Here is a 17814-nt window from a genome sequence, read left to right on the forward strand (position 1 = left end):
TATCTGTGTTCGAGGACACCTTTGCTGGTTGACGCCGTATGCGCATCTGGCGGACATCTCAGTCGTCGTGGGCGATGAGCATGAGCTGCCGCCACAGCAGCACCACGAACACCGCGGAGCCGGCGAAGGCGAACCAGAAGGGCGCCGCGACACCGAAGCGGGTGGCCAGGACACCGCCGATCAGCGAGCCGACCACCAGACCGGCGTAGACGCAGATGGTGTTGACGCTGCCCACCCGGCCCTGGAGTTCGCGCGGGACCGCGCGCTGGCGGACGGTGACCGAGGTCGTGCCCCATATGAAGGCGTGTGCGCCGAAGGCCAGGAAGATTCCCCCGGCGACCCACGGCGAATGGGTCAAGGCCAGGCCCAGGTGGGTGAACGTTTCGATGATGAGCCCGATCCGCATCAGGGCGCCGAGGCTCACCCTGCGGGTGATGGCCCCGTACAGGCCGGTGCCGATCAAGCCGCCGATCCCGCCGATGGTGGTCATCAGGCCGAAGCCCATGGCGCCGAGGCCGAGCTGCTCCTGGGTGTAGAGGACGAGGACCGACCAGGCCGCGCCGAACGTGAAGTTGAAGATCAGGATCGTGAGCGCCAGCGTGCGGACCGCCGCGTGCTTGATGGTCCAGCTGAACCCCGCGATGAGTTCCCGTACGGTATTAGGCCTGGGATCGTCGGCCTGGCGGCCGTGCGGCGGCAACGTGATCCGCGAGACCAGGATGATCCCCGCCACCACCAGGAGCAGCTGGCTCGCGAACGGCCAGGTCAAGCCGAGGCCGAACAGTGCCGCGCCGATCGGCGGCCCGGCGAGCTGGTTGAGCGTGATGAATCCCGTGCCCAGGCGGGCGTTGGCGATGGTGAGATCGTCCTTGCTGACCATCATGGGTGTCAGCGTGGCCGTCGCGTTGTCGGCGAACACTTCGGCGATGGACCGGAGCGTGAGCGCCGCCAGCGCCGTCGCCACGGTGACGGTGCCGGTCACCATGAGCGCGGCGAGTGCTGCCAGTACCGCGGCCCGTACCGCGTTCGCGACGAGCACGATCCTGCGCCGGTCGTGCCGATCGGACAGTACGCCCGCATACAGGCCGAACAGCAGCGGCGGCGCCCAGCTCACCAGAGCCGACAGCGAAATCATCAGCGGGTCGCGGGTCAACGTCGCGATCAGCAGCGGGCCCGCGGCGGCCGCGACGCCGTCACCGAGATTCGTCAGCCAGCTCGAGGCCAGCAACCATCGGAATCCTGTCCCTAGCCGGGCAGGCAGGACTCGCTCCACCACTGTGATCACGAGCGCAAAACCATACGTTTTTGCGGGGTTCTACGGCAACGTGTTTTCGCGCTCTGCTCTGCAGCTGTTGAGCGATCTGGCTGGTCAGCCGCTTGGGGGCAGTGAGCCGCGTAAGTGGGAGCCCTCAACGTGACGCGGTGCCGAGTACGTCGCGCACGTCCTGCGCCGATCGGGGACGGTGGTGGCTGTCGACGGACCAGTCGTAGCCGGCGTACTCGTCCAGCAGGAGCTCGACCAGGCCGACGGCGTATCCGTCGCCCGGCTCACGCACGTGGTACGGCGGCGGGTAGAAGCAGTCTCCCAGCAGGAGCACACCGGAGTCCGGTACGGCCACCACCGTCGAGTCCTCGGCATGCCGTCCTCCGACGTGCCTCACCTCGACTCCGCTCGGCAGGGTGAGCACGTCGTCGAACTCGGTGTGCGGTGGAATCACCGCGAATCCCTCCCAGGAGGGCATCGCCCATGCGCGTGCCCGGAAACTGGGGCCGAGCCGAGGATTCGCCTCGACCTCGTCACGCAGGTATCGGTGACTCCACGGGCGCCGGGCCTCCGCCTCCAGTATGCGGGCGCCGGCCCGGTGACCGATGATCTCCACCTCCGGCCACGCGCACGCTCCCCAGACATGGTCCCAGTGGTGGTGCGTATAGATCAGCTGCCGTGCGGCGGGCAGCCCGGCGGCTTCGATCGCCGCCTGTATCCGGAGCGCGGCCGATGGGCTGTTGCCGGCGTCGACGACCACGGTGCCCGCATGGTCGGCGATGACCGCGGCGCCTGCCTGCACATTGTCATGGTCCTCGTCATGGGGATACCACCAGACGCGGCCCGCCAGATGCCGTAACGCCTCTCGCACCGGCAGAGCGTAACATCGACGACTCATGAGCCATGACTTCACCGCATCCACGACGGGACGCGCGCGGGCGCGCGAGCTGGGCGTCGTCGTCGGCGACCTGCCGACCGGGCCGTTGAACGCGATCACCGATGTCGAGGGCGTCTTGGTGGGTCACACCACCGTCGACGACGGCGCCGATCTGCACACCGGGGTCACCGCCGTCGTTCCCGAGCACCTGAGCGCCGAACGGCGAGGGCTGCCGGCGGCCGTGTACGCCGGTAACGGATACGGCAAGCTGGTCGGCTCCACCCAGATCGACGAACTCGGCGTGCTGGAGTCCCCCGTCGTCCTGACCGCCACCTTGTCGGCGTTCCGGGCGGCTGACGCGCTGCTCACCTATCTGATGGACCGCTGCCCGGACGGGCTTTCGTTCAACCCCGTCGTAGGAGAGACCAACGACGGCTTCCTGTCCGACATCCGGCGCCGCCCGATCACCGAACGGCACGTGCTCGACGCGCTGGAAGGAGCATCCGGCGCACTGCCTGCGGAGGGATGCGTGGGGGCGGGCACGGGGACGACGGCCCTGGGATTCAAGGCCGGCATCGGCACCTCCTCCCGGCGGCCGGTGGCGGCCGGTGCTCCGGTCACGGTCGGAGCGCTGGTCCAGGCGAACTTCGGCGGCGTGCTGACCGTCCGGGGCGTCCCGATGCCGGTCGGCGAACTCGTCCCGGGAGGGAACCGGGACGAACCCGCCGGCAACTCCTGCATGATCGTGGTGGCCACCGACGCGCCACTCGACGCACGTCAGCTCGGCCGCCTCGCCCGCCGGGCGATCTTCGCGATGGGCCGCGTGGGAGCGTCGTACTCCAACGGGAGCGGCGACTATGCCATCGCCTTCACCACGGCGCCACCGCAACTCCCGCCCATGCCTGACGGCAGGCTGAACCCCGTGTTCGCCGCGGTCATGGACTCAGTCGAGGAGGCGCTGCTCAACTCCCTGTTCACCGCGACGACCACCACGGGCGTGCGCGGCCGCACCAGTCATGCGCTGCCCTACGATCGGCTTCTGGGAAACAGCGCCAGCCCGCACCCGTGAACGGCGTTCGCCGCGCCCGAGCCGGGCCTCGCTCTTGCCATGGTCTCCCCCGCCACCCCGGCATTGTGCCGAAGAGGTCGACCACCACATCACCGTGGCGCGCCAGCACCGGCCACCGCCGCCCAAGGACCTCACCCTTCGTGATCACGGAAGCCGTCGGCGTCGGACCGGACCGCGGGTCAACATTTCGTGCCCGATGGAGCACCTGCCGCGCCGGTTCGGGGTAGAAGCAGCGGATGTTCGAGGACTTCGCAACCAGCATGATCGACGTGGGCGAGACGGAGCTGTTCGTCTCCGGCAAGCCGCCCACCACCGCCGACCACGCGCCCTACTCCAAGCGGGCCATGGCCGGCGACATGGTCGCCCTCATGCGGGTGCTGGGTCACCACCGCTTCGCCGTGGCGGGGCACGATCGCGGCGCGTACGTCGCCCACCGCTTGGCCGCCGACCACCCCGGCGCCGTCACGCGCTTGATCGTGATGGACGGCATCCCCATCGGCGAGGCGCTGGCCCGCGCCGATGCGAGGTTCGCCGCGGCCTGGTGGCACTGGTTCTTCCTGGGGCAGACCGCCAAACCCGCCGAGCGCGTCATCAACGCCGACCCCGACGCCTGGTACACGGCGACCGCCGAGCAGATGGGCCAGGAGGCGTACGAGGACTACCACCGCGCCATCCACGACCCGGACACCGTGCACGCGATGTGTGAGGACTACCGAGCCGGTCTGACCGTGGACCGCGCCGCCGACGACGCCGACCGTGCCGCAGGCCGCCGCCTCACCTGCCCGACCCTGTTCCTGTGGTCGGCCAAGGACGACATGGAGGAGTTGTACGGCGACCCGTTGGCGATCTGGCGCACCTGGGCCGATAACGTGACCGGCCACGCGATCGACAGCGGACATCACATGGCCGAGGAGGCGCCGGACGCCCTGGCGGAGTCGCTGCTGGCATTCCTCCGTCAGTGAACTCCCCCGCCCAAGCCCTCCGTGTGGTTCCCTGCAGCCATGCCAGAAGGCTGACGCCTTGCTCAGTTTCCCCGGATACAGGAGATCGTCGATCTGGCAACTCTGGAGGCCTCGGACTCCGAAACGGGGAGGGCAACTCCCCCAGCCCAGCATGGGCTACGCCATCCTGGCCAACGCTATGAGCCTGGTCAATTCGTGGTCAATGTCGAGGTCTTCCTTTTACCGACGCCGGCGGCACATCCCTAGGGGCGCTCGACGCGGGCCGCCTCGGTGCTTCGGCAAGCCACGCAGAAGCGATAGAGGTCCACTCGGGTGAGCGTGCCGGCCGGGTTGTACCGCCGCTTGCAGTAGGCGCGCCAGCTGCCTGTTGCCTCGAGTCTGGCGCCCGCCTCCTGACACTTGGCGCACGCGTTGGGGTTGTAGTGCGAGGAGTTGAAGTACCAGTCGGCTGACAGCGCGCTGTCTCCGCAGGTAACCGCGAGCGCCACGCTCGATGACGCTTGGTCGGCGCTCGCGGTGCCGCCCGTCAGCAGCGCGACGGCTGTGCCCAGCATGGCGGCCGTGCTCAGGACGATGCCTGGCTTCTTCAAACGCGATCCCGTGTGTGCCATGTCTGCCTCCTCAGGTTTCCAGCACTGATTCTCAGTACGGGAAACAGGGCAGACCAGGGCAGTGGCAGGGCATTCAACGGACTTTTGGCCGGGCCCGCACCCGCCGCTCGGCGGTGCAAGGCTTCACACCCGCCGATCTGATGCCAGTGGGGGCGATCGCCTTTCGCACGATGGTAGCGACGCCCCTTCGCCTTAAGCGCGTCGCCCAGGTTGTGCCGCCCGACAAGGTGGCACCTGCCGGTGGGGTGAGCGGGTGCGTGCCGCCACTGGTGATGGGTTTCGTCTACGGTCGGCGCGGTTCCAACGGCCTGGGCCTGGCGCTGCTGGCGGCGGTCACCACGCTGACGCTCATCGTGGTCGAGCTGACGACCTCACGTCGAGGGCCGGTACCGGTGTCGTAGAAGATGGGCCACGGGTATCCGGCCGTCGCGGCGAATCCGGGTACCGCGCATAGGGGTCGACGCAAGGTGAGTTCGCGATGACATGGTGGTCGGTGGTGCGGTTCCTGCACGTGCTTGGTGCGGCGCTGTGGGTCGGCGGGCAGCTCGCACTGTCGCTGGTGGTCCTGCCCCTGGCCCGGCGCCTGCTCGACGAGCAGCGGCGCGCCGAGGTCCTGACCGCCGTCGGCCGGCGCTTCGGCTTGGTGACGGTGGCCGGGTTCGTGCCCGTGCAGATCGCCACCGGCGTGGCCATCGCCTGGCACAAGGGCATCACCTGGGCCTCGCTCGCCGAGCCTGGCTACGGTCGCGTCCTGGCCGCCAAACTGGCACTGTTCTGCGCTGTGATGATCGCCGCCGGGGCACACGGCTGGGCCGCGGGTGCGGGCCGTCCACGACTGGCGCGTACCTTGGCGGTGAGCGGGCTGGTGGGGTCGCTCGGCGTGGTGCTGCTGGCCACCGCACTGCCCGTGACCTGAGCGCGTCGTCTCCGGCAAGGCCGAGCGCGGGCCCGGGGAGGCTGCGGGTTGATTGCTTGGCGTTCGGTAACGCCACCTACGACATCGTCAGATGACGCAGGTCAGGTGCGTCGTGGTCGATGTCGAGATCACGCTCTGCTGCACCAGCATGCGCGGCGCTCGGCCGGTGAACAGTCGAAGTGCCGGCGACCGAGGACGACGGCGCGTGAGCGGGCGGTCGACTCGCGCAGGACCTGGCGGTCGTCGGGGTCGACGGAAGACGAAGAACCTGGGCGACCGGGCACAAACCGCCACCGTGCTGCTGGTCGGCACCGGTGTCGGCATCCACCTTCACGATCCCCCAACGCCCCCGCTCGGCCATCAAGGTGCCGTGAGTTCCCGGCGTTGGCGCTGGTGGGAGGCATTGCGTGCCTTGGACGCCCCGGCCAGGGCCGGCGGTGTGGCCGAGGGCTTGGGCCGCGATGGCGGGCGGCATTTCCCAGACCAATTCGCGGATGGTTGATTGGGGAGAGCCGTGCTCGTCGGCTCACGGAGTGGTCTGGCCGAGCAGGAACGCGGTGACCAGTTCCCCGTACTCGTCGGGCCGGTCATGGGCGATGTCGTGGCCGGAGCCGTCGATCGCGCGGAAGACGGCGTTCGGCAGCACGTCGGCGTACTCGCGGGCGACCTCGGGCGCCAGGTAGTCGCACGTGCCGCGCAGCACCAGCACGGGCACGGCGATCCGGCGCAGCGCGGGCCGGAGGTCGGCGGCCCGGCCGGCTCGCGTGCGGTCATGACGTTGGCCCAGAACCCCGACCCCGACGGCGGCACCCGCAGCGGCCGGCCGGGGCATCCCGCCCGCAGGTCGAGCTCGCCGACGAAGGACTCGAACTCGCCGTCCATCGCCTCGTCCGGCAGCAGCGCGTGGGCGGCGCGTGGCCCCGCGACCTCGACGAGCGCGGCGGCCAGCAGCAAGCGCGGATAGTGGTCCCACAGCGCCCGGTTCTGGTCGCGCAGCCCGCTCTCCGTCAGGTGCCGGTTGTCCGGGAAGGCGGGAGACCACATGGTTCCCGGCGAGGCCACGACCGCGCGGGCCACCCGGTCCGGGTGCGCGGCCAGGTAGGCGGCGACGAGCTGGCCACCCCAGGAGACGCCGGCCAGGACGACGCGGTCGGCGCCGATCGTGGCCCTGACGGCGTCCAGGTCGGCGACGTGCCGGGCGACCGTGTAGCCGCCTACGTCGGACAGGCGGCTGGACAGGCCCGCGAGAGGCGCGGCCGCGGCCGCCGGCTGCACCCCGGTGACTGCGATCGGCATCCGGCGCCGTACCTGCAAGCGCGCCACCCGCCGCAGCGCCAACCGGCACAACCACCAGGCGACGCCCGCCGGCGCCGGCGCGGCCACGGCCAGCGCCACGTACCGGTTGCCGCCGGCCGCGGCGGTGGCCCACAGCGCGCCAAGCCCGGCCACGGGCCAGGACCGCGAAGATGATGAGCAGCCCGGCCGCTGCCTTTGCTCGTACGCCCGTGCGCTCGTTGTCGGCTATCCGGCGGCCCTGCCCGCCGCCCGAATCGCTCATGCCACGTCAACGTGTGATCGTGTCGTCTCTCTCCGCCGTCGAAGAAGGTCCGGGCGATCCGCAGGCGAGAACGAGTGTGACCTGCGGCTATCACGGGTGCCGGTTGATGACGGACCCGGGGCATGGGGATGTGGGCCGGCGCAGGCGGCTGGTTCGGACGCTTCGAACGTTCAAGATCAAGATCTTGAAAGGGTGGTCTCCGGGGTCCCCGTGTAGAGGACGCGCCGGTACCACTCGTTCGCCAGCATCTGCGCGCGCGCCTGTTCCGGCAGTGAGGTGAGCAAGGTCATCGACGCGCCACGCCCGACCTCGGACTCGTGCGCCTGCATGGCGGCCCACTTGCGACCGGCCCACTTCCCGACGTCGAGGTGGGTGCTGACCTGCTCGTCGGGGACGCCTGGCAGCTTCTGGTCCGGCTCAGGAGGCGTTCCGAACACCGCTTGCCAGTGTGACACCACGACGGATCGCGGGATGGTCGCCAGGTAGAGGGCGCGCGGCCGCCAGGGATCGCCCATGTCCGGGTAGAGCTGGTCGTATCCGGCCGCTTCGACCGCGGCCATGGTCACCCGGTGTACGTGCACGTGATCCGGATGTCCGTACGAGCCGTACCCGTCATAGGTGAGCACGACATCGGGCCGGAAGTCCCTGATGTGCTCCACGACCCGTCCTACCGCCTCGTCGAGCGGCACGTCCAGGAAACGGGGGCTGCCGGGCCCGGATTCGGGTTTGCGGGCGTCGGCGTAGCCGAGCAGCCTCGGTTTGCCCGCGCCGAGGATGTCCAGGGAGCGCTCCAGTTCCCCGGCCCGTTGGGTTCCCTGGGCCCACGTGCACGTGACGACGGCGGTCCTGGCGCCTTCGTCGGCGTATTTGGCCAGGGTTCCGCCGGTCCAGATCGCCTCGTCGTCCGGATGCGCGTGCACGCACAGCACCCCAAAGTCCACAAATGCCTCCTAAGTGATCAATTCCCGCCGGTGGCGGGCGCATCCCAGATCATGGCGTGCGGGCCCACATCATGGAAGCGGGCCGGGGCCTGGCCATCGTGGCCTATCGTCGAGGCGCGCCGCGGGGCCACATCCACATCGGCCGCCCGGCCCGGCAGGGGAACCGGCGCAGCCGGAGAGGGTCCTGGCCGACGGCCTCGCTGGGCGATGCGGGCGTGGAGTCGCCTTGCCACCTGGTCAGCGCGGCAGGCGTACCTCGACCCGGGAGCTCCTTCGAGTCTCTGTTCACTGCAGTGGGCGGGCGTCAGACGCCGGCCGTGGTCTCCCGCGGCGTACGGGCGCCGAGCAGGGCAAGGTAGTTAGCCCACAAGGGGCCGAGCCGGTGGGTGCTGTTGTAGAGCTTGGCGAACAGCACCTGACCCTCGAGCTGGGCGACCACCGCCCGCGCGGCTTCCCGCGTGTCGGTCACCTCGACCTCCTGCCGCTCACGAGCCTCGGCGATGATCGATTCGACCATCTCGACCTGGGCGTCGAAGATCTCCTGCAGCCGGGTGCGGACGGCCTCGGTCTGGTTGCTCATCTCCAGGGTGAGGTTGCCGAACAGACACCCCGAGACGGTGCCGCAGCTCTGCTGGGCGTCACGGAGGCCGGCCTCCGTGACCTCGAACAGCCGGCGCAGGCGCAGCAGCGGTTGAGCCTGCCCGCCGAGAGCGGTCGCCCAGGCGCGTTCCTGGCCGGCCCAGTGCTCGTCGATGACGGCCAGCGCGAGGGTCTCCTTCGACTCGAAGAAGTAGTAGAAGCTGCCCTTGGGCACGCCGGCGGTCCGGCAGATCTCGGCCACCCCCAGGGCTGAGTAGCCGTGCGTCTCGATGAGCGAGCGCGCGGCGCTCAGAATCCGCTCGCGAGCATCACTGGTCCGGCCCATGAGGCCAGTTTACGACCGGTCGACTATGAGCCGCGGGGCCCGTCGTCCGCGGTCTTCCGGTGGCCGCCACAACGGGGATGCAGCCACTACCCGTACGGACATACGGGTGAATAGGTACCCATATGGGGATTTATCCCGTCTACCTCGGGGGCGGGTCGGAGCGAAGCTAAACGTGTCTTTCAACACATCCGCCAACCCGGGGAGGAGACGATACACGTGCCAGCCATGTTGCAGCCGCACGTCGAGGACAGCACCGCCGGGCAGCAGCCCGCGCTGCGGCTGCTGTCCCGGAACGGGCTCCTGGCCATGGGGGATGGCCTGGCCGTTCGCGCCGGCTGGGCGGGGCAGGACCGCTCGGTGTCGTGGCTGCTGTCGGCACGGCCTTCGGCGGTGCCGGGCGCGCGACGCATGACCGCGGTCCGCCTGGCCGCCTGGGGGCTACGCGAACAGGCCGAGAACGCCGACCTGCTGGTCGGCGCGCTGGTCGCCGACGCCCTGCGGCAGGCCACCGCAAGGATCAGGCTCTCGCTGTGGGCCGAGGACGACCTGCTGCGCTGCGAGATCGAGGACGACCGTCCCGCGCTCGCCTTCGTCGCACCCTGCCGCAAGGCCGCCGAACGCGGGCACAACCCGCTGCTGGCCCGGCTGGCCTGCTGCTGGGGGGTCGCCGGCAAGGTCGTCTGGTTCGAGCTCGTCACCGGCGAACGCGCCTGCGAGCACGCCTGACCCCGCCCAGCACCCAGACCCGTACCTGCCGCCCGAGCGGCACCGAGGGAAAGGAATGACGCATCGTGCGCCAGACAAGGATCCGCGTCTCCAAGCGGCCGACGCGCCGCCCCGCCCAGGGTGTGGACCTGCGGACCCCGTCAGGACGGCCACTGCCGTTCTGACACCGCCGACTGGCCGGAACCGACCCTCACCCTGGAGCCGGTTCCAGCCTCCCCCAGCGCCGGCCCTTCACTGCTCGTCGTGGCCGTTGGCCCGGGCCCGCTCCCCCACCCACACCGCGATCTGCGCCCGCGAGCTGAACCCCAGCTTGGTCAAGATGTGCTCGATGTGCCCCTCCGCCGTGCGCTGCGCGATCACCAGGGACGCCGCGATCTCCTTGTTCGTCATCCCCTGGGCGACCAGCTCGGCGATCTCCTTCTCCCGCCGCGTCAGCGGCGTCTCCCCTTCCTCCTTGACGGGCCGCTCCGGCTTGTCCTCCTCCAGCGCGTAGGCCAGGGCCTCCTCCAGCGGCATACGGGCCCCGCGCCGCACGGCCGTCTCGAACGCCGGCTCCCCCAGCGCCTCACGCATGGCCCGCTCGCACTCGTCGTGGTAACGGGCCAGATGCCCGTAGCCCGACAGCGGCGCCCCCGCGCAGCTCCACATGGTCTGCAGCACGCCCAGCAGGCGCGCGGCCCGCTGGTGACGGCCCTGGCTGGCGGCGATCCAGGCCAGCACCTCGATGTTGACGCCGGCGCCGAGCGGATCGCCGACCGCGCGGTTGAAGGTCAGGCTCTGCTTCTCCAGCTCCGTCGCCCGCCCCAGGTCCCCCTGGCGCCACACCTGCACGCCCAGCGCCATCGTCGTGTACGCCTTGTGCCAGCCCTCCCCGTGGGCGTCGCATTCGGCCAGGCACTCCTCGCCCGCCGCGATGGCGGCCGAGGAGTCACCCAGGAACGAGTGGGCGAGCGTCAGCCGGATGAGCGACAGCGCGATCCCGACCGGGTCGCCGGTACGGCGGTGGCGGGCAAGGGCGTCCCTGTATAGCTCGATCGCGGCTTCCGTTCGCCCCTCGCACATGGCCACCATTCCGGAGAACAGGGCCACGTAGGCCAGGACCGGCTCATCGTCCAGTTCCTCGCCGAGCCGGCGGCTCTCGGCGAGCATGGCGGTGGCGGCCGGGATGTCGGCCTGGATGATCGCCAGCCAGCTGCCGGCCCACAGGGCGCCGGCCCGTACCCGGCTGGGCTCGGTGTCCGCGGCCAGCCCCTGCTCCAGCCAGCCGCGGCCCTCAGCCAGGTAATAACTGGTGATCCAGTGATACAGCAGGTCGCCGGACATGCTCAGCCCCGCGCGGGCCTCCTGCGGGGTGTTCAGCCAGCTGTCCAGGGCGGCCCGCAGGTTGGCATGCTCGCGCCGCAGCCGGGCGAACCAGGCCACCTGGCCGGGCCCGAACAGCTCCGCCCTGGCCCGCGCCGCCAGGTCGCGGTAATAAGTGCGGTGCTGTCGTTGCAGGGCGGGCTCGCAGCCGGAGCCCGTGAGCCGTTCGCGACCGTACTGCCGCAGCGTCTCCAGCATCCGGTAGCGTACGCCGCCCGGATGGTCCTCTCGTATCAGCACGGACTTGTCCACCAGGCCGATCACCAGGTCGACGACGTCCTGCGGGTCGATCCCGTCCCCGCCGCACACCGCCTCTGCCGCCTCCAGGTCCAGGCCCCCCGCGAACACCGAGGCCCGTTCCCACATCAGGCGCTCTTCTTGCGAACACAGCGCGTAACTCCAATCGATCAGCGCCCGCAGCGTCTGGTGCCGGGGCAGCACCGCCCTCGACCCGCCGGTCAGCAGGCGGAAGCGGTCGTCGAGCCGGTCGAGCAGCTGCTCGGCCGACAGGGCCCGCATGCGCACCGCCGCCAGCTCGATCGCCAGCGGCAGCCCGTCCAGCAGGCGCACGATGCGGGTGACGACCTCCCGGTTGTCCTCCGCGACGGTGAAAGACGGCAGGACCGCGCGGGCGCGTTCGGCGAACAGCCGCACCGCGTCCTGCCGTATCAGCTTCTCCAGCGGCACCTGAACATCCGGCAGCGGCAGCGGCGCCACGGGCACCGCCTGCTCGCCGGCGATGCCCATCGCCTGCCGGCTGGTGGCCAGCACCCGCAGATCCGGCGCCGCCCGCAGCAGCGTCTCGCTCAGCGACGCGCACTCGGCGATCATGTGCTCGCAGTTGTCGAGGATCAGCAGGGCCTGCTTGTCGCGCAGGTGGCAGGTCAGCACCCGCATCGGGGTGTCGGCGGTGTGGTCGCGGATCTCCAGCGCCTCGGCCACGGCCTGGGCGAGCATCGCCGGGCCGTCCAGCTCGGCCAGCTCCACCAGCCACACCCCGTCCCGGAAGGCCCGCCGCACGTCCTGGCCCACCCGCACCGCCAGGCGCGTCTTGCCGACGCCGCCCACGCCGGTCAGCGTGACAGCCCTGGAGGCGGACAGCAGCTGTTTGACCTCGGCCACCTCGTGCCGACGCCCCACGAAACTCGTCACCTCGGCCGGCAGCCCGCCGTTGGGCCGCCCTCCGTAGGTGCTGGCAGTCACCGCTGTCATTGGCGCCTTCCGCGACGCGGCCGGCGCTGCCGTCGGCTCGCATCCCACGTCGTCGCCCCCAGGTTATGTCCCGGCCGTTATCCCAGACGAGCACGGTCAAGAACCCACAACAAGTTTTGGCCATCGCATGGTGTAACGGCGTCTCGACCTTGACGGCCGGCCGCTCCTAGCGTGGAGGGAAGGAGAGGGGCAAACCATGTTCATCCAGGTCATCGAGGGCCGGGCGATCGACGCCGGCGATCTGCACGAGGCGCTGGAGCGGTGGGTGGGCGAGCTGTCGCCCGGCGCGGAGGGCTGGCTGGGCACCACGGCCGGAGTCACCGACGACGGCCTGTTCGTCAACGTCGCCCGCTTCGCCACCCGTCTGGCGGCCCGCCGAAACAGCGACCGGCCCGAGCAGGGGCAGTGGTGGGTGGAGACCGCCAAGCTGTTCGCCGGCGAGGTGACCTTCCTCGACTGCGAGCAGGTGGTCGAATACCTGGGCGGCGGGTCGGACGAGGCGAGGTTCGTCCAGGTGCTGCAGGGGCGCGTGCGCGACCCCGCCCAGGTGCGCGAGGTACTGGAGCGGGGGCAGGAGGAGCTGGCGGGCTTCCGGCCGGACCTCATGGGCGGCACCGCCGCCTTCTACGGGCAGGGCGGCTGCGTCGAGACCGCGTACTTCACCAGCGAGCTGGCGGCCCGGCAGGGGGAGGCCAAGCTGCAGCCGCCCGCGATCCGGGAGCTGCTGCGGGAGTGGAAGGAGCTGTTCGTCTCCGACGTGGACTACTTCGACCTGCGCGAGCCGTGGCTGTACTCGCCGCGTTAACCGCGCCCGCTCACGCATGGGCCGGCATCCGTACGGGCACCTCGAACCAGACCAGCTTGCCCCGGCCCGTGGGGACGCTGCCCCAGCCGGACGAGAGCACCTCCACCAGCAGCAGCCCGCGCGAACCCTCGTCGTCGCGGCAGGCGGCGCGCGGGCTCGGCAGCACCGGGCTGGAGTCCTCCACCTCGCAGCGCAGCAGCCCGTCGGCCGCCGACAGGCTCATGCGTACCAGGCCGCGCGCGTGCCGGACCGCGTTGGTGACCAGCTCGCTGATCAGCAGCTCGGCGAAGTCGCAGGCCTGCTGCAGCCCCCACTCCGCCAGCTGGGCGCGGGCGGCGTGCCGGGCCCGGCGCACCGAGGCCGCCTGCGACGTGAACGTCCACGACGCCAGGACGGCGCTCACGCGGCCCGCTCCAGGACAGGGACCGGCACGACGCTGCGGCCGTCGGGCAGCAGCTCGCCGGTGTCGTCGAAGAACACCACCCCGTTGCACAGCAGTCCCCATCCCTGCTCGGGGTGGTAGGCGACCAGGCGCGCGGCCTGGTGAGCGGCCGAGTTCGCCGGAGGACAGGGAGGCTGGTGCGTACACATGGTGCGGATTCCCCCGTTCCTCGCATCCAGCTGTTTTCCGTACGCTTCCAACGTGCCTCACAGCACCCCGTCAAGAAGAGGTGAAAAATACCCTTATAGGTACCTACGTCTGATGGGTACGTAGGTACCCTCACGTCGTCAGGGCCTCCCGGCCCTCGTCCCACCTCCACCGCACGTCACGCCCGCTCAGATGCACCCCACCGATCCAGCGGTCGACGCCGTTGAGCCGCACATGATCCTCCTCACCCGCCAGCACCCGGGCGCCGACAGCAGTCAGCCGCACCAGCGTGCCCCACTCGACCGGGACGCCGGCGGACCGCAGCTCCAGCAGCGGGTATGGAGCCCCGGCCAGCCGGTCCATCATCGCGAAACACGACGTGTCCCCCAGATAGGGACGCGCCTCACGCGCCGTCGCGCGCACGAACACATCCCCGGCCGTACCCTCCTGCGCCGCGGCCGCGGCCAGGACCCGCCGCTCGGTGAGAGACAGCCCGTCACGCGTGGAGGGATACTCACGGCTCAGGCGCTCGAAAGCCTCGCCGAGGAAACGCAGCTCCCCGGAGCGGGTGGCGGCGATCGCCGGCAGGCCCTCCGGCGTCGGGGCGCGAAAGGCCGCCCACGCCCGAGTGGCCAGATCCAGCGCGGCCGGAGTGAGCCTCGCACACGCCCTCGTCGCCGGCAGCTCCCGCAACTGCTCCGCACGCAACTCGCCCAGACCGCCGAAACGGGCGATGCCGGGATGCTCCCCGATGCAGATCAACGTGACGGCCTCGGCCGGCACCTCCAGCTCGGCCAGCCGGGCGAGGATCTGCACGATCTGCAGCTGGTCGTACAGGTCGGCCTCGAACCACAGCACGTACTCGCCGCCCCGGTTGGCCTCCACGGCCGCGTCGCGCTCCAGGAACATGCCCAGCCCCTCGCCGTGGTCATCGGCGTGCGCCCCCACCAGGAACGCGGCCCTGACCCGGCGCAGCTCCTCACGCCCCAGCGCCGGGACCGGCCCTTCGTGCAGCACGTCCCGCCAGAACACGATCCGCCGGGCCAGCCCCGTGCCCGCCAGGTCGGTGCAGTCGCCGTTGCTGATGTGCAGCGCCGCCGCCATCCGGTCCTCTTCGCAGGCAGGCTGCTCACCCAGCAGCCTGCGGCGCGCGATCGCGTACGACTCACCGGTCTTGGCCATGCGGGCACGCACCCGCCGCTTGAAATCCGCCTGCTTGGTCATGAACGTCTCCCGAGCGCCGTCCGCGACGTCCCCCAGCGACCGGCGCGGCAGGCGCACGACCAACCGGCAGATCCTCCGTCCGAGAGGTGAACCTCCCTTTGCCTCCTTCAGGTGACCCGGCTGGGGCGGGTGGCCGGAGGTTGGGCGGGGACGGCCGCCACCGGCCATGCTAACGCCGCCCCGGCGACGCCCGCGAGAGCCCGCTTCAGGCCGGCCCTTGACGCACCAGCTGACGCACCGGCTGACGCAGCACCGTACGCGGCTCCGGATCGTCGAACGGCGTCAGATACACCTCATGATGCGGCCCGTTGGGCACCAGCCCCCGCTCGGCCATGAACACCTCCATCACCGCCAGCGACCGATACTCCTCACTGAAGGCGCCCACATGCAGCACCTCCACACACTCCCCCTCGGTGAACGTCGCCACCCGCACCCGGTCCACCGCCGCCCCCGACGACCGCGCCGCCTCCCGCGCCCGCTCCACCAGCCCCGGCTCCGGCACCTCCGCAAGAGGCAGCAGCAGATGCCAGCGCCACAACTCCCGCGGCACCTCCAGCCCCGGCCGCTCGTCCTCCACGAACCACAACCCCTCCAGCGGCCCCGCCGGGCCACCCATCCCCGCCGCCACCGCGAAAAGCGCGCCGATGGCCGACAGGTGCTCACTCCCGCCCGGCTCACCCATGCCCGTCACGTTCAGGCAGGTCACCGGACCGTACGTGGTCAGTTCAGGATTCATGACTCCTCCAAACAGATCATCAGTTGCGTGACGAGATGGTCAGGCGAGGTCACCGCCGGATCCGACACGTACACCTCGCGAATCGGCCCCCGTACCGCACACCGGCGCTCACCACACCAGGCCAGCACCGCATGCGCCGTCAGGGACATCTGGTCATAAGGCCCCACATGCGTCGCACAGGCGAACCGGCCCCCCGGCAACACCCGCACCGGCGCACCCCCGCCACCCTCCCCGTCCCCGAGCACCCGGGCGGCCTCCACGTCGAACACCTCGCCGAAGTCCACCGGGAACAACCCGATCAGCTGCACCGGCCCCCCACCGGCCGGCCCCAGCAGCCGCGACAGCGCCGCCGACGCCGCCCGCCCCACATCCTCAGGACCCGCCGCCCGCTCTGTCGCCACCGCCACCCGCCGCGCCGGCTCCTCCACCACCCGCACCGGCACCGACGGCAACCCCTGCGCCATCACCCGCTCCAACGACGCGAGCGTACGACGCCGCCGCGCCAGCTCCGCCTCCAGATCCTCCCTGACCCCTTCGAGCGCCTGCGCCCCACCCGCCAGCACCTCGCCCACCACCGCCAGCGGCACATCCAGCGACCGCAGCAACGCGATCGACAACGCCACCCGAGCCTGCGACGCCCGATAAAACCGGTAACCCGTCACCGCATCCACCTGCGCCGGCCGCAACAACCCCAGCTCGTCATAGTGACGCAACTGCTTCACACTCAACCGCCCCAACCGGGCGAACTGCCCGATCGGCAGCAACTCCTCATCCACGCCCACCAGCATGGACCCTCCCACCGAGGGAGAGTCCAGCGAGCTCAGGCGAGCGCCTACGACCAATACATGCCCTTGCCGGTATATAGCCAAGCGGGTATATTAACGAGCCATGCGCTTCGACGTGCTCGCAGAACCGGCCCGCCGCCACATCCTCGACCTCCTCCTCGAACGCCCCCGCCTCGTCAGCGAACTCACCACCCACCTCGGCCTCACCCAACCCGGCACCTCCAAACACCTCCGAGTCCTGCGCGAAGCCGGCCTCGTCACCGTCCGCAAAGACGCCCAACGCCGCTGGTACGAACTCCGCCCCGCCCCCCTCGCCGAAATCGACGCCTGGCTCACCCCCTACCGCAAACTCTGGAACCACAGCCTCGACCGCCTCGAACACCACCTCGACACCATGGAAGACGACCAATGAACGAAAACCTCACCATCCACCCCGACGGCCGCACCACCCTGCGCATGCAACGCCGCCTCCCCCACCCACCCGAAAAAATCTGGCGCGCCATCACCCGACCCGAACACCTCGCCCACTGGTTCCCCGCCCCCGTCACCATCGACGGCGACCACATCACCTACGGCTTCGGACCCGGCGGCCGCATCACCGAGAACAACCCACCCCACACCTACGCCCACACCTGGGGCGACGACGAACTCCGCTGGGAGATCCACCCCGACGGCCCCCACGCCAGCATCCTCACCTTCACCCACACCTTCACCGACCACCACGGCGCCGCCAGCTTCGCCTCCGGCTGGCACACCTGCCTCATGGCCCTGCTCCACACCCTCGACGAACGCCCCGTCCAGCAACCCGCCGACAAACAACCCGCCGAATTCGCCCGCCTCCACGAGGACTACGTCGCCATCCTCGGCCTCGTCCCCGCCACCGCCGAAAACGGCGACGTACGCGTCGAACGCCAGCTCACCCGCCCCGCCGAAGACGTCTGGCACCTGCTCAACGGCGACGACGCCACCCTCGGCGACCCCCCGCCCGCCCCCTTCACCGCACCCGGCCTCCGCCCCGGGCCGGTCACACGGGCCGAGAGCGCCAAACTCCTCGAATACGACACCCCGACCGGCCCCGTCCGCTGGGAGCTCACCCAGGGCACCGGCCAGGGCGCCCGGCTCATCGTCACCCACGCCGGCGACACCACCTTCCTCGACGCCTGGCGCATCCATGTCGAGGAACTGGCCTCTTCCCTTGTGGATTAGGGGTTTTCAGGGGGTGAAGAGTGGGGTGCAACCACCCCCGCCCTTT

Annotated in this window: 20 protein-coding genes; 8 read left to right on the top strand and 12 right to left on the bottom strand. The window is 70.6% G+C overall.

Translation table 11 applies throughout. The features are described from left to right. Positions 1 to 58: 58 nt before the first annotated feature. On the bottom strand, positions 59 to 1228 hold the full coding sequence (locus ACIBI9_RS57515; RefSeq protein WP_397235893.1) for an MFS transporter: 1170 nt from the start codon (positions 1226 to 1228) through the stop codon (positions 59 to 61). 181 nt (positions 1229 to 1409) lie between these two features. Next, positions 1410 to 2135 (bottom strand): MBL fold metallo-hydrolase, encoded by a 726-nt coding sequence (locus tag ACIBI9_RS57520; RefSeq protein WP_397235894.1) that lies wholly within the window; start codon positions 2133 to 2135, stop codon positions 1410 to 1412. Positions 2136 to 2160: 25 nt separating this feature from the next. Here ACIBI9_RS57520 and ACIBI9_RS57525 point away from each other — a divergent pair, with 25 nt between their 5' ends. Together ACIBI9_RS57525 and ACIBI9_RS57530 are read left to right on the top strand one after the other, a co-directional pair. After that, positions 2161 to 3210, top strand: coding sequence for a P1 family peptidase (locus ACIBI9_RS57525; RefSeq protein WP_397235895.1), 1050 nt, complete (start codon positions 2161 to 2163; stop codon positions 3208 to 3210). 236 nt (positions 3211 to 3446) lie between these two features. Further along, positions 3447 to 4172 carry an alpha/beta fold hydrolase gene (locus ACIBI9_RS57530; RefSeq protein ID WP_397235896.1) on the top strand — a complete coding sequence of 242 codons (726 nt, stop codon included), beginning with the start codon at positions 3447 to 3449 and terminating at the stop codon, positions 4170 to 4172. Between the two features lie 242 nt (positions 4173 to 4414). Here the strand turns inward: ACIBI9_RS57530 and ACIBI9_RS57535 are convergent, their stop codons facing one another. Next, positions 4415 to 4783 carry a hypothetical protein gene (locus tag ACIBI9_RS57535; protein WP_397235897.1) on the bottom strand — a complete coding sequence of 123 codons (369 nt, stop codon included), beginning with the start codon at positions 4781 to 4783 and terminating at the stop codon, positions 4415 to 4417. Between the two features lie 257 nt (positions 4784 to 5040). Between ACIBI9_RS57535 and ACIBI9_RS57540 the strand changes: the two genes are divergently transcribed. Beyond that, positions 5041 to 5184: a hypothetical protein gene (locus ACIBI9_RS57540; RefSeq protein WP_397235898.1), complete on the top strand. Its 144-nt coding sequence runs from the start codon at positions 5041 to 5043 to the stop codon at positions 5182 to 5184. A 77-nt stretch (positions 5185 to 5261) separates the two neighbouring features. Then, the gene (locus ACIBI9_RS57545; protein WP_397235899.1) at positions 5262 to 5699 is read left to right on the top strand and encodes a hypothetical protein; all 438 of its coding nucleotides are present in this window, start codon (positions 5262 to 5264) and stop codon (positions 5697 to 5699) included. A 360-nt stretch (positions 5700 to 6059) separates the two neighbouring features. On the opposite strand, the gene ACIBI9_RS57550 is transcribed toward ACIBI9_RS57545, so the two are convergent. The 3 genes from ACIBI9_RS57550 to ACIBI9_RS57560 all read right to left on the bottom strand — a co-directional run bounded on the left by ACIBI9_RS57550 (position 6060) and on the right by ACIBI9_RS57560 (position 9123). Next, complete coding sequence (locus tag ACIBI9_RS57550; RefSeq protein ID WP_397235900.1) at positions 6060 to 7148, bottom strand: alpha/beta fold hydrolase; 1089 nt, start codon at positions 7146 to 7148, stop codon at positions 6060 to 6062. Positions 7149 to 7433: 285 nt separating this feature from the next. Beyond that, entirely contained in the window at positions 7434 to 8198 is a 765-nt protein-coding gene (locus ACIBI9_RS57555) for a PIG-L family deacetylase (protein ID WP_397235901.1), read from the bottom strand. Between the two features lie 304 nt (positions 8199 to 8502). Continuing rightward, positions 8503 to 9123, bottom strand: a complete 621-nt coding sequence (locus tag ACIBI9_RS57560) for a TetR/AcrR family transcriptional regulator (RefSeq protein WP_397235902.1) — start codon at positions 9121 to 9123, stop codon at positions 8503 to 8505. Between the two features lie 216 nt (positions 9124 to 9339). Between ACIBI9_RS57560 and ACIBI9_RS57565 the strand changes: the two genes are divergently transcribed. Then, on the top strand, positions 9340 to 9849 hold the full coding sequence (locus ACIBI9_RS57565; protein ID WP_397235903.1) for a hypothetical protein: 510 nt from the start codon (positions 9340 to 9342) through the stop codon (positions 9847 to 9849). 231 nt (positions 9850 to 10080) lie between these two features. Here ACIBI9_RS57565 and ACIBI9_RS57570 read toward each other — a convergent pair whose 3' ends face one another. After that, a complete protein-coding gene (locus ACIBI9_RS57570; protein ID WP_397235904.1) occupies positions 10081 to 12414 on the bottom strand; it encodes an ATP-binding protein in 2334 nt (777 codons plus the stop codon). A 205-nt stretch (positions 12415 to 12619) separates the two neighbouring features. Between ACIBI9_RS57570 and ACIBI9_RS57575 the strand changes: the two genes are divergently transcribed. After that, entirely contained in the window at positions 12620 to 13228 is a 609-nt protein-coding gene (locus ACIBI9_RS57575) for a hypothetical protein (RefSeq protein ID WP_397235905.1), read from the top strand. Positions 13229 to 13238: 10 nt separating this feature from the next. On the opposite strand, the gene ACIBI9_RS57580 is transcribed toward ACIBI9_RS57575, so the two are convergent. The 5 genes from ACIBI9_RS57580 to ACIBI9_RS57600 form a co-directional block, all read right to left on the bottom strand. Then, positions 13239 to 13631 (bottom strand): ATP-binding protein, encoded by a 393-nt coding sequence (locus tag ACIBI9_RS57580; protein ID WP_397235906.1) that lies wholly within the window; start codon positions 13629 to 13631, stop codon positions 13239 to 13241. After that, the gene (locus ACIBI9_RS57585; protein ID WP_397235907.1) at positions 13628 to 13819 is read right to left on the bottom strand and encodes a DUF5999 family protein; all 192 of its coding nucleotides are present in this window, start codon (positions 13817 to 13819) and stop codon (positions 13628 to 13630) included. Before ACIBI9_RS57585 ends, ACIBI9_RS57580 begins: the two co-directional genes overlap by 4 nt. A 130-nt stretch (positions 13820 to 13949) precedes the next feature. After that, positions 13950 to 15098, bottom strand: a complete 1149-nt coding sequence (locus ACIBI9_RS57590; protein ID WP_397235987.1) for a hypothetical protein — start codon at positions 15096 to 15098, stop codon at positions 13950 to 13952. Positions 15099 to 15246: 148 nt separating this feature from the next. Continuing rightward, positions 15247 to 15777 (bottom strand): hypothetical protein, encoded by a 531-nt coding sequence (locus tag ACIBI9_RS57595; protein WP_397235908.1) that lies wholly within the window; start codon positions 15775 to 15777, stop codon positions 15247 to 15249. Next, on the bottom strand, positions 15774 to 16565 hold the full coding sequence (locus ACIBI9_RS57600) for a MerR family transcriptional regulator (RefSeq protein ID WP_397235910.1): 792 nt from the start codon (positions 16563 to 16565) through the stop codon (positions 15774 to 15776). The genes ACIBI9_RS57595 and ACIBI9_RS57600 overlap by 4 nt, the downstream gene beginning before the upstream one ends. A gap of 100 nt (positions 16566 to 16665) precedes the next feature. Between ACIBI9_RS57600 and ACIBI9_RS57605 the strand changes: the two genes are divergently transcribed. Continuing rightward, positions 16666 to 16974 (top strand): ArsR/SmtB family transcription factor, encoded by a 309-nt coding sequence (locus tag ACIBI9_RS57605; protein ID WP_397235911.1) that lies wholly within the window; start codon positions 16666 to 16668, stop codon positions 16972 to 16974. Further along, complete coding sequence (locus tag ACIBI9_RS57610; protein WP_397235912.1) at positions 16971 to 17768, top strand: SRPBCC domain-containing protein; 798 nt, start codon at positions 16971 to 16973, stop codon at positions 17766 to 17768. The genes ACIBI9_RS57605 and ACIBI9_RS57610 overlap by 4 nt, the downstream gene beginning before the upstream one ends. Positions 17769 to 17814 lie beyond the last annotated feature (46 nt).

This window comes from Nonomuraea sp. NPDC050451, assembly GCF_044458585.1.

Coding starts and splice junctions, on each gene's coding strand:
- ACIBI9_RS57525 (WP_397235895.1), top strand. CDS start 2,161: ATGAGCCATGACTTCACCGCATCCACGACGGGACGCGCGCGGGCGCGC.
- ACIBI9_RS57530 (WP_397235896.1), top strand. CDS start 3,447: ATGTTCGAGGACTTCGCAACCAGCATGATCGACGTGGGCGAGACGGAG.
- ACIBI9_RS57535 (WP_397235897.1), bottom strand. CDS start 4,783: ATGGCACACACGGGATCGCGTTTGAAGAAGCCAGGCATCGTCCTGAGC.
- ACIBI9_RS57545 (WP_397235899.1), top strand. CDS start 5,262: ATGACATGGTGGTCGGTGGTGCGGTTCCTGCACGTGCTTGGTGCGGCG.
- ACIBI9_RS57560 (WP_397235902.1), bottom strand. CDS start 9,123: ATGGGCCGGACCAGTGATGCTCGCGAGCGGATTCTGAGCGCCGCGCGC.
- ACIBI9_RS57575 (WP_397235905.1), top strand. CDS start 12,620: ATGTTCATCCAGGTCATCGAGGGCCGGGCGATCGACGCCGGCGATCTG.
- ACIBI9_RS57585 (WP_397235907.1), bottom strand. CDS start 13,819: ATGTGTACGCACCAGCCTCCCTGTCCTCCGGCGAACTCGGCCGCTCAC.
- ACIBI9_RS57595 (WP_397235908.1), bottom strand. CDS start 15,777: ATGAATCCTGAACTGACCACGTACGGTCCGGTGACCTGCCTGAACGTG.
- ACIBI9_RS57600 (WP_397235910.1), bottom strand. CDS start 16,565: ATGCTGGTGGGCGTGGATGAGGAGTTGCTGCCGATCGGGCAGTTCGCC.
- ACIBI9_RS57605 (WP_397235911.1), top strand. CDS start 16,666: ATGCGCTTCGACGTGCTCGCAGAACCGGCCCGCCGCCACATCCTCGAC.
- ACIBI9_RS57610 (WP_397235912.1), top strand. CDS start 16,971: ATGAACGAAAACCTCACCATCCACCCCGACGGCCGCACCACCCTGCGC.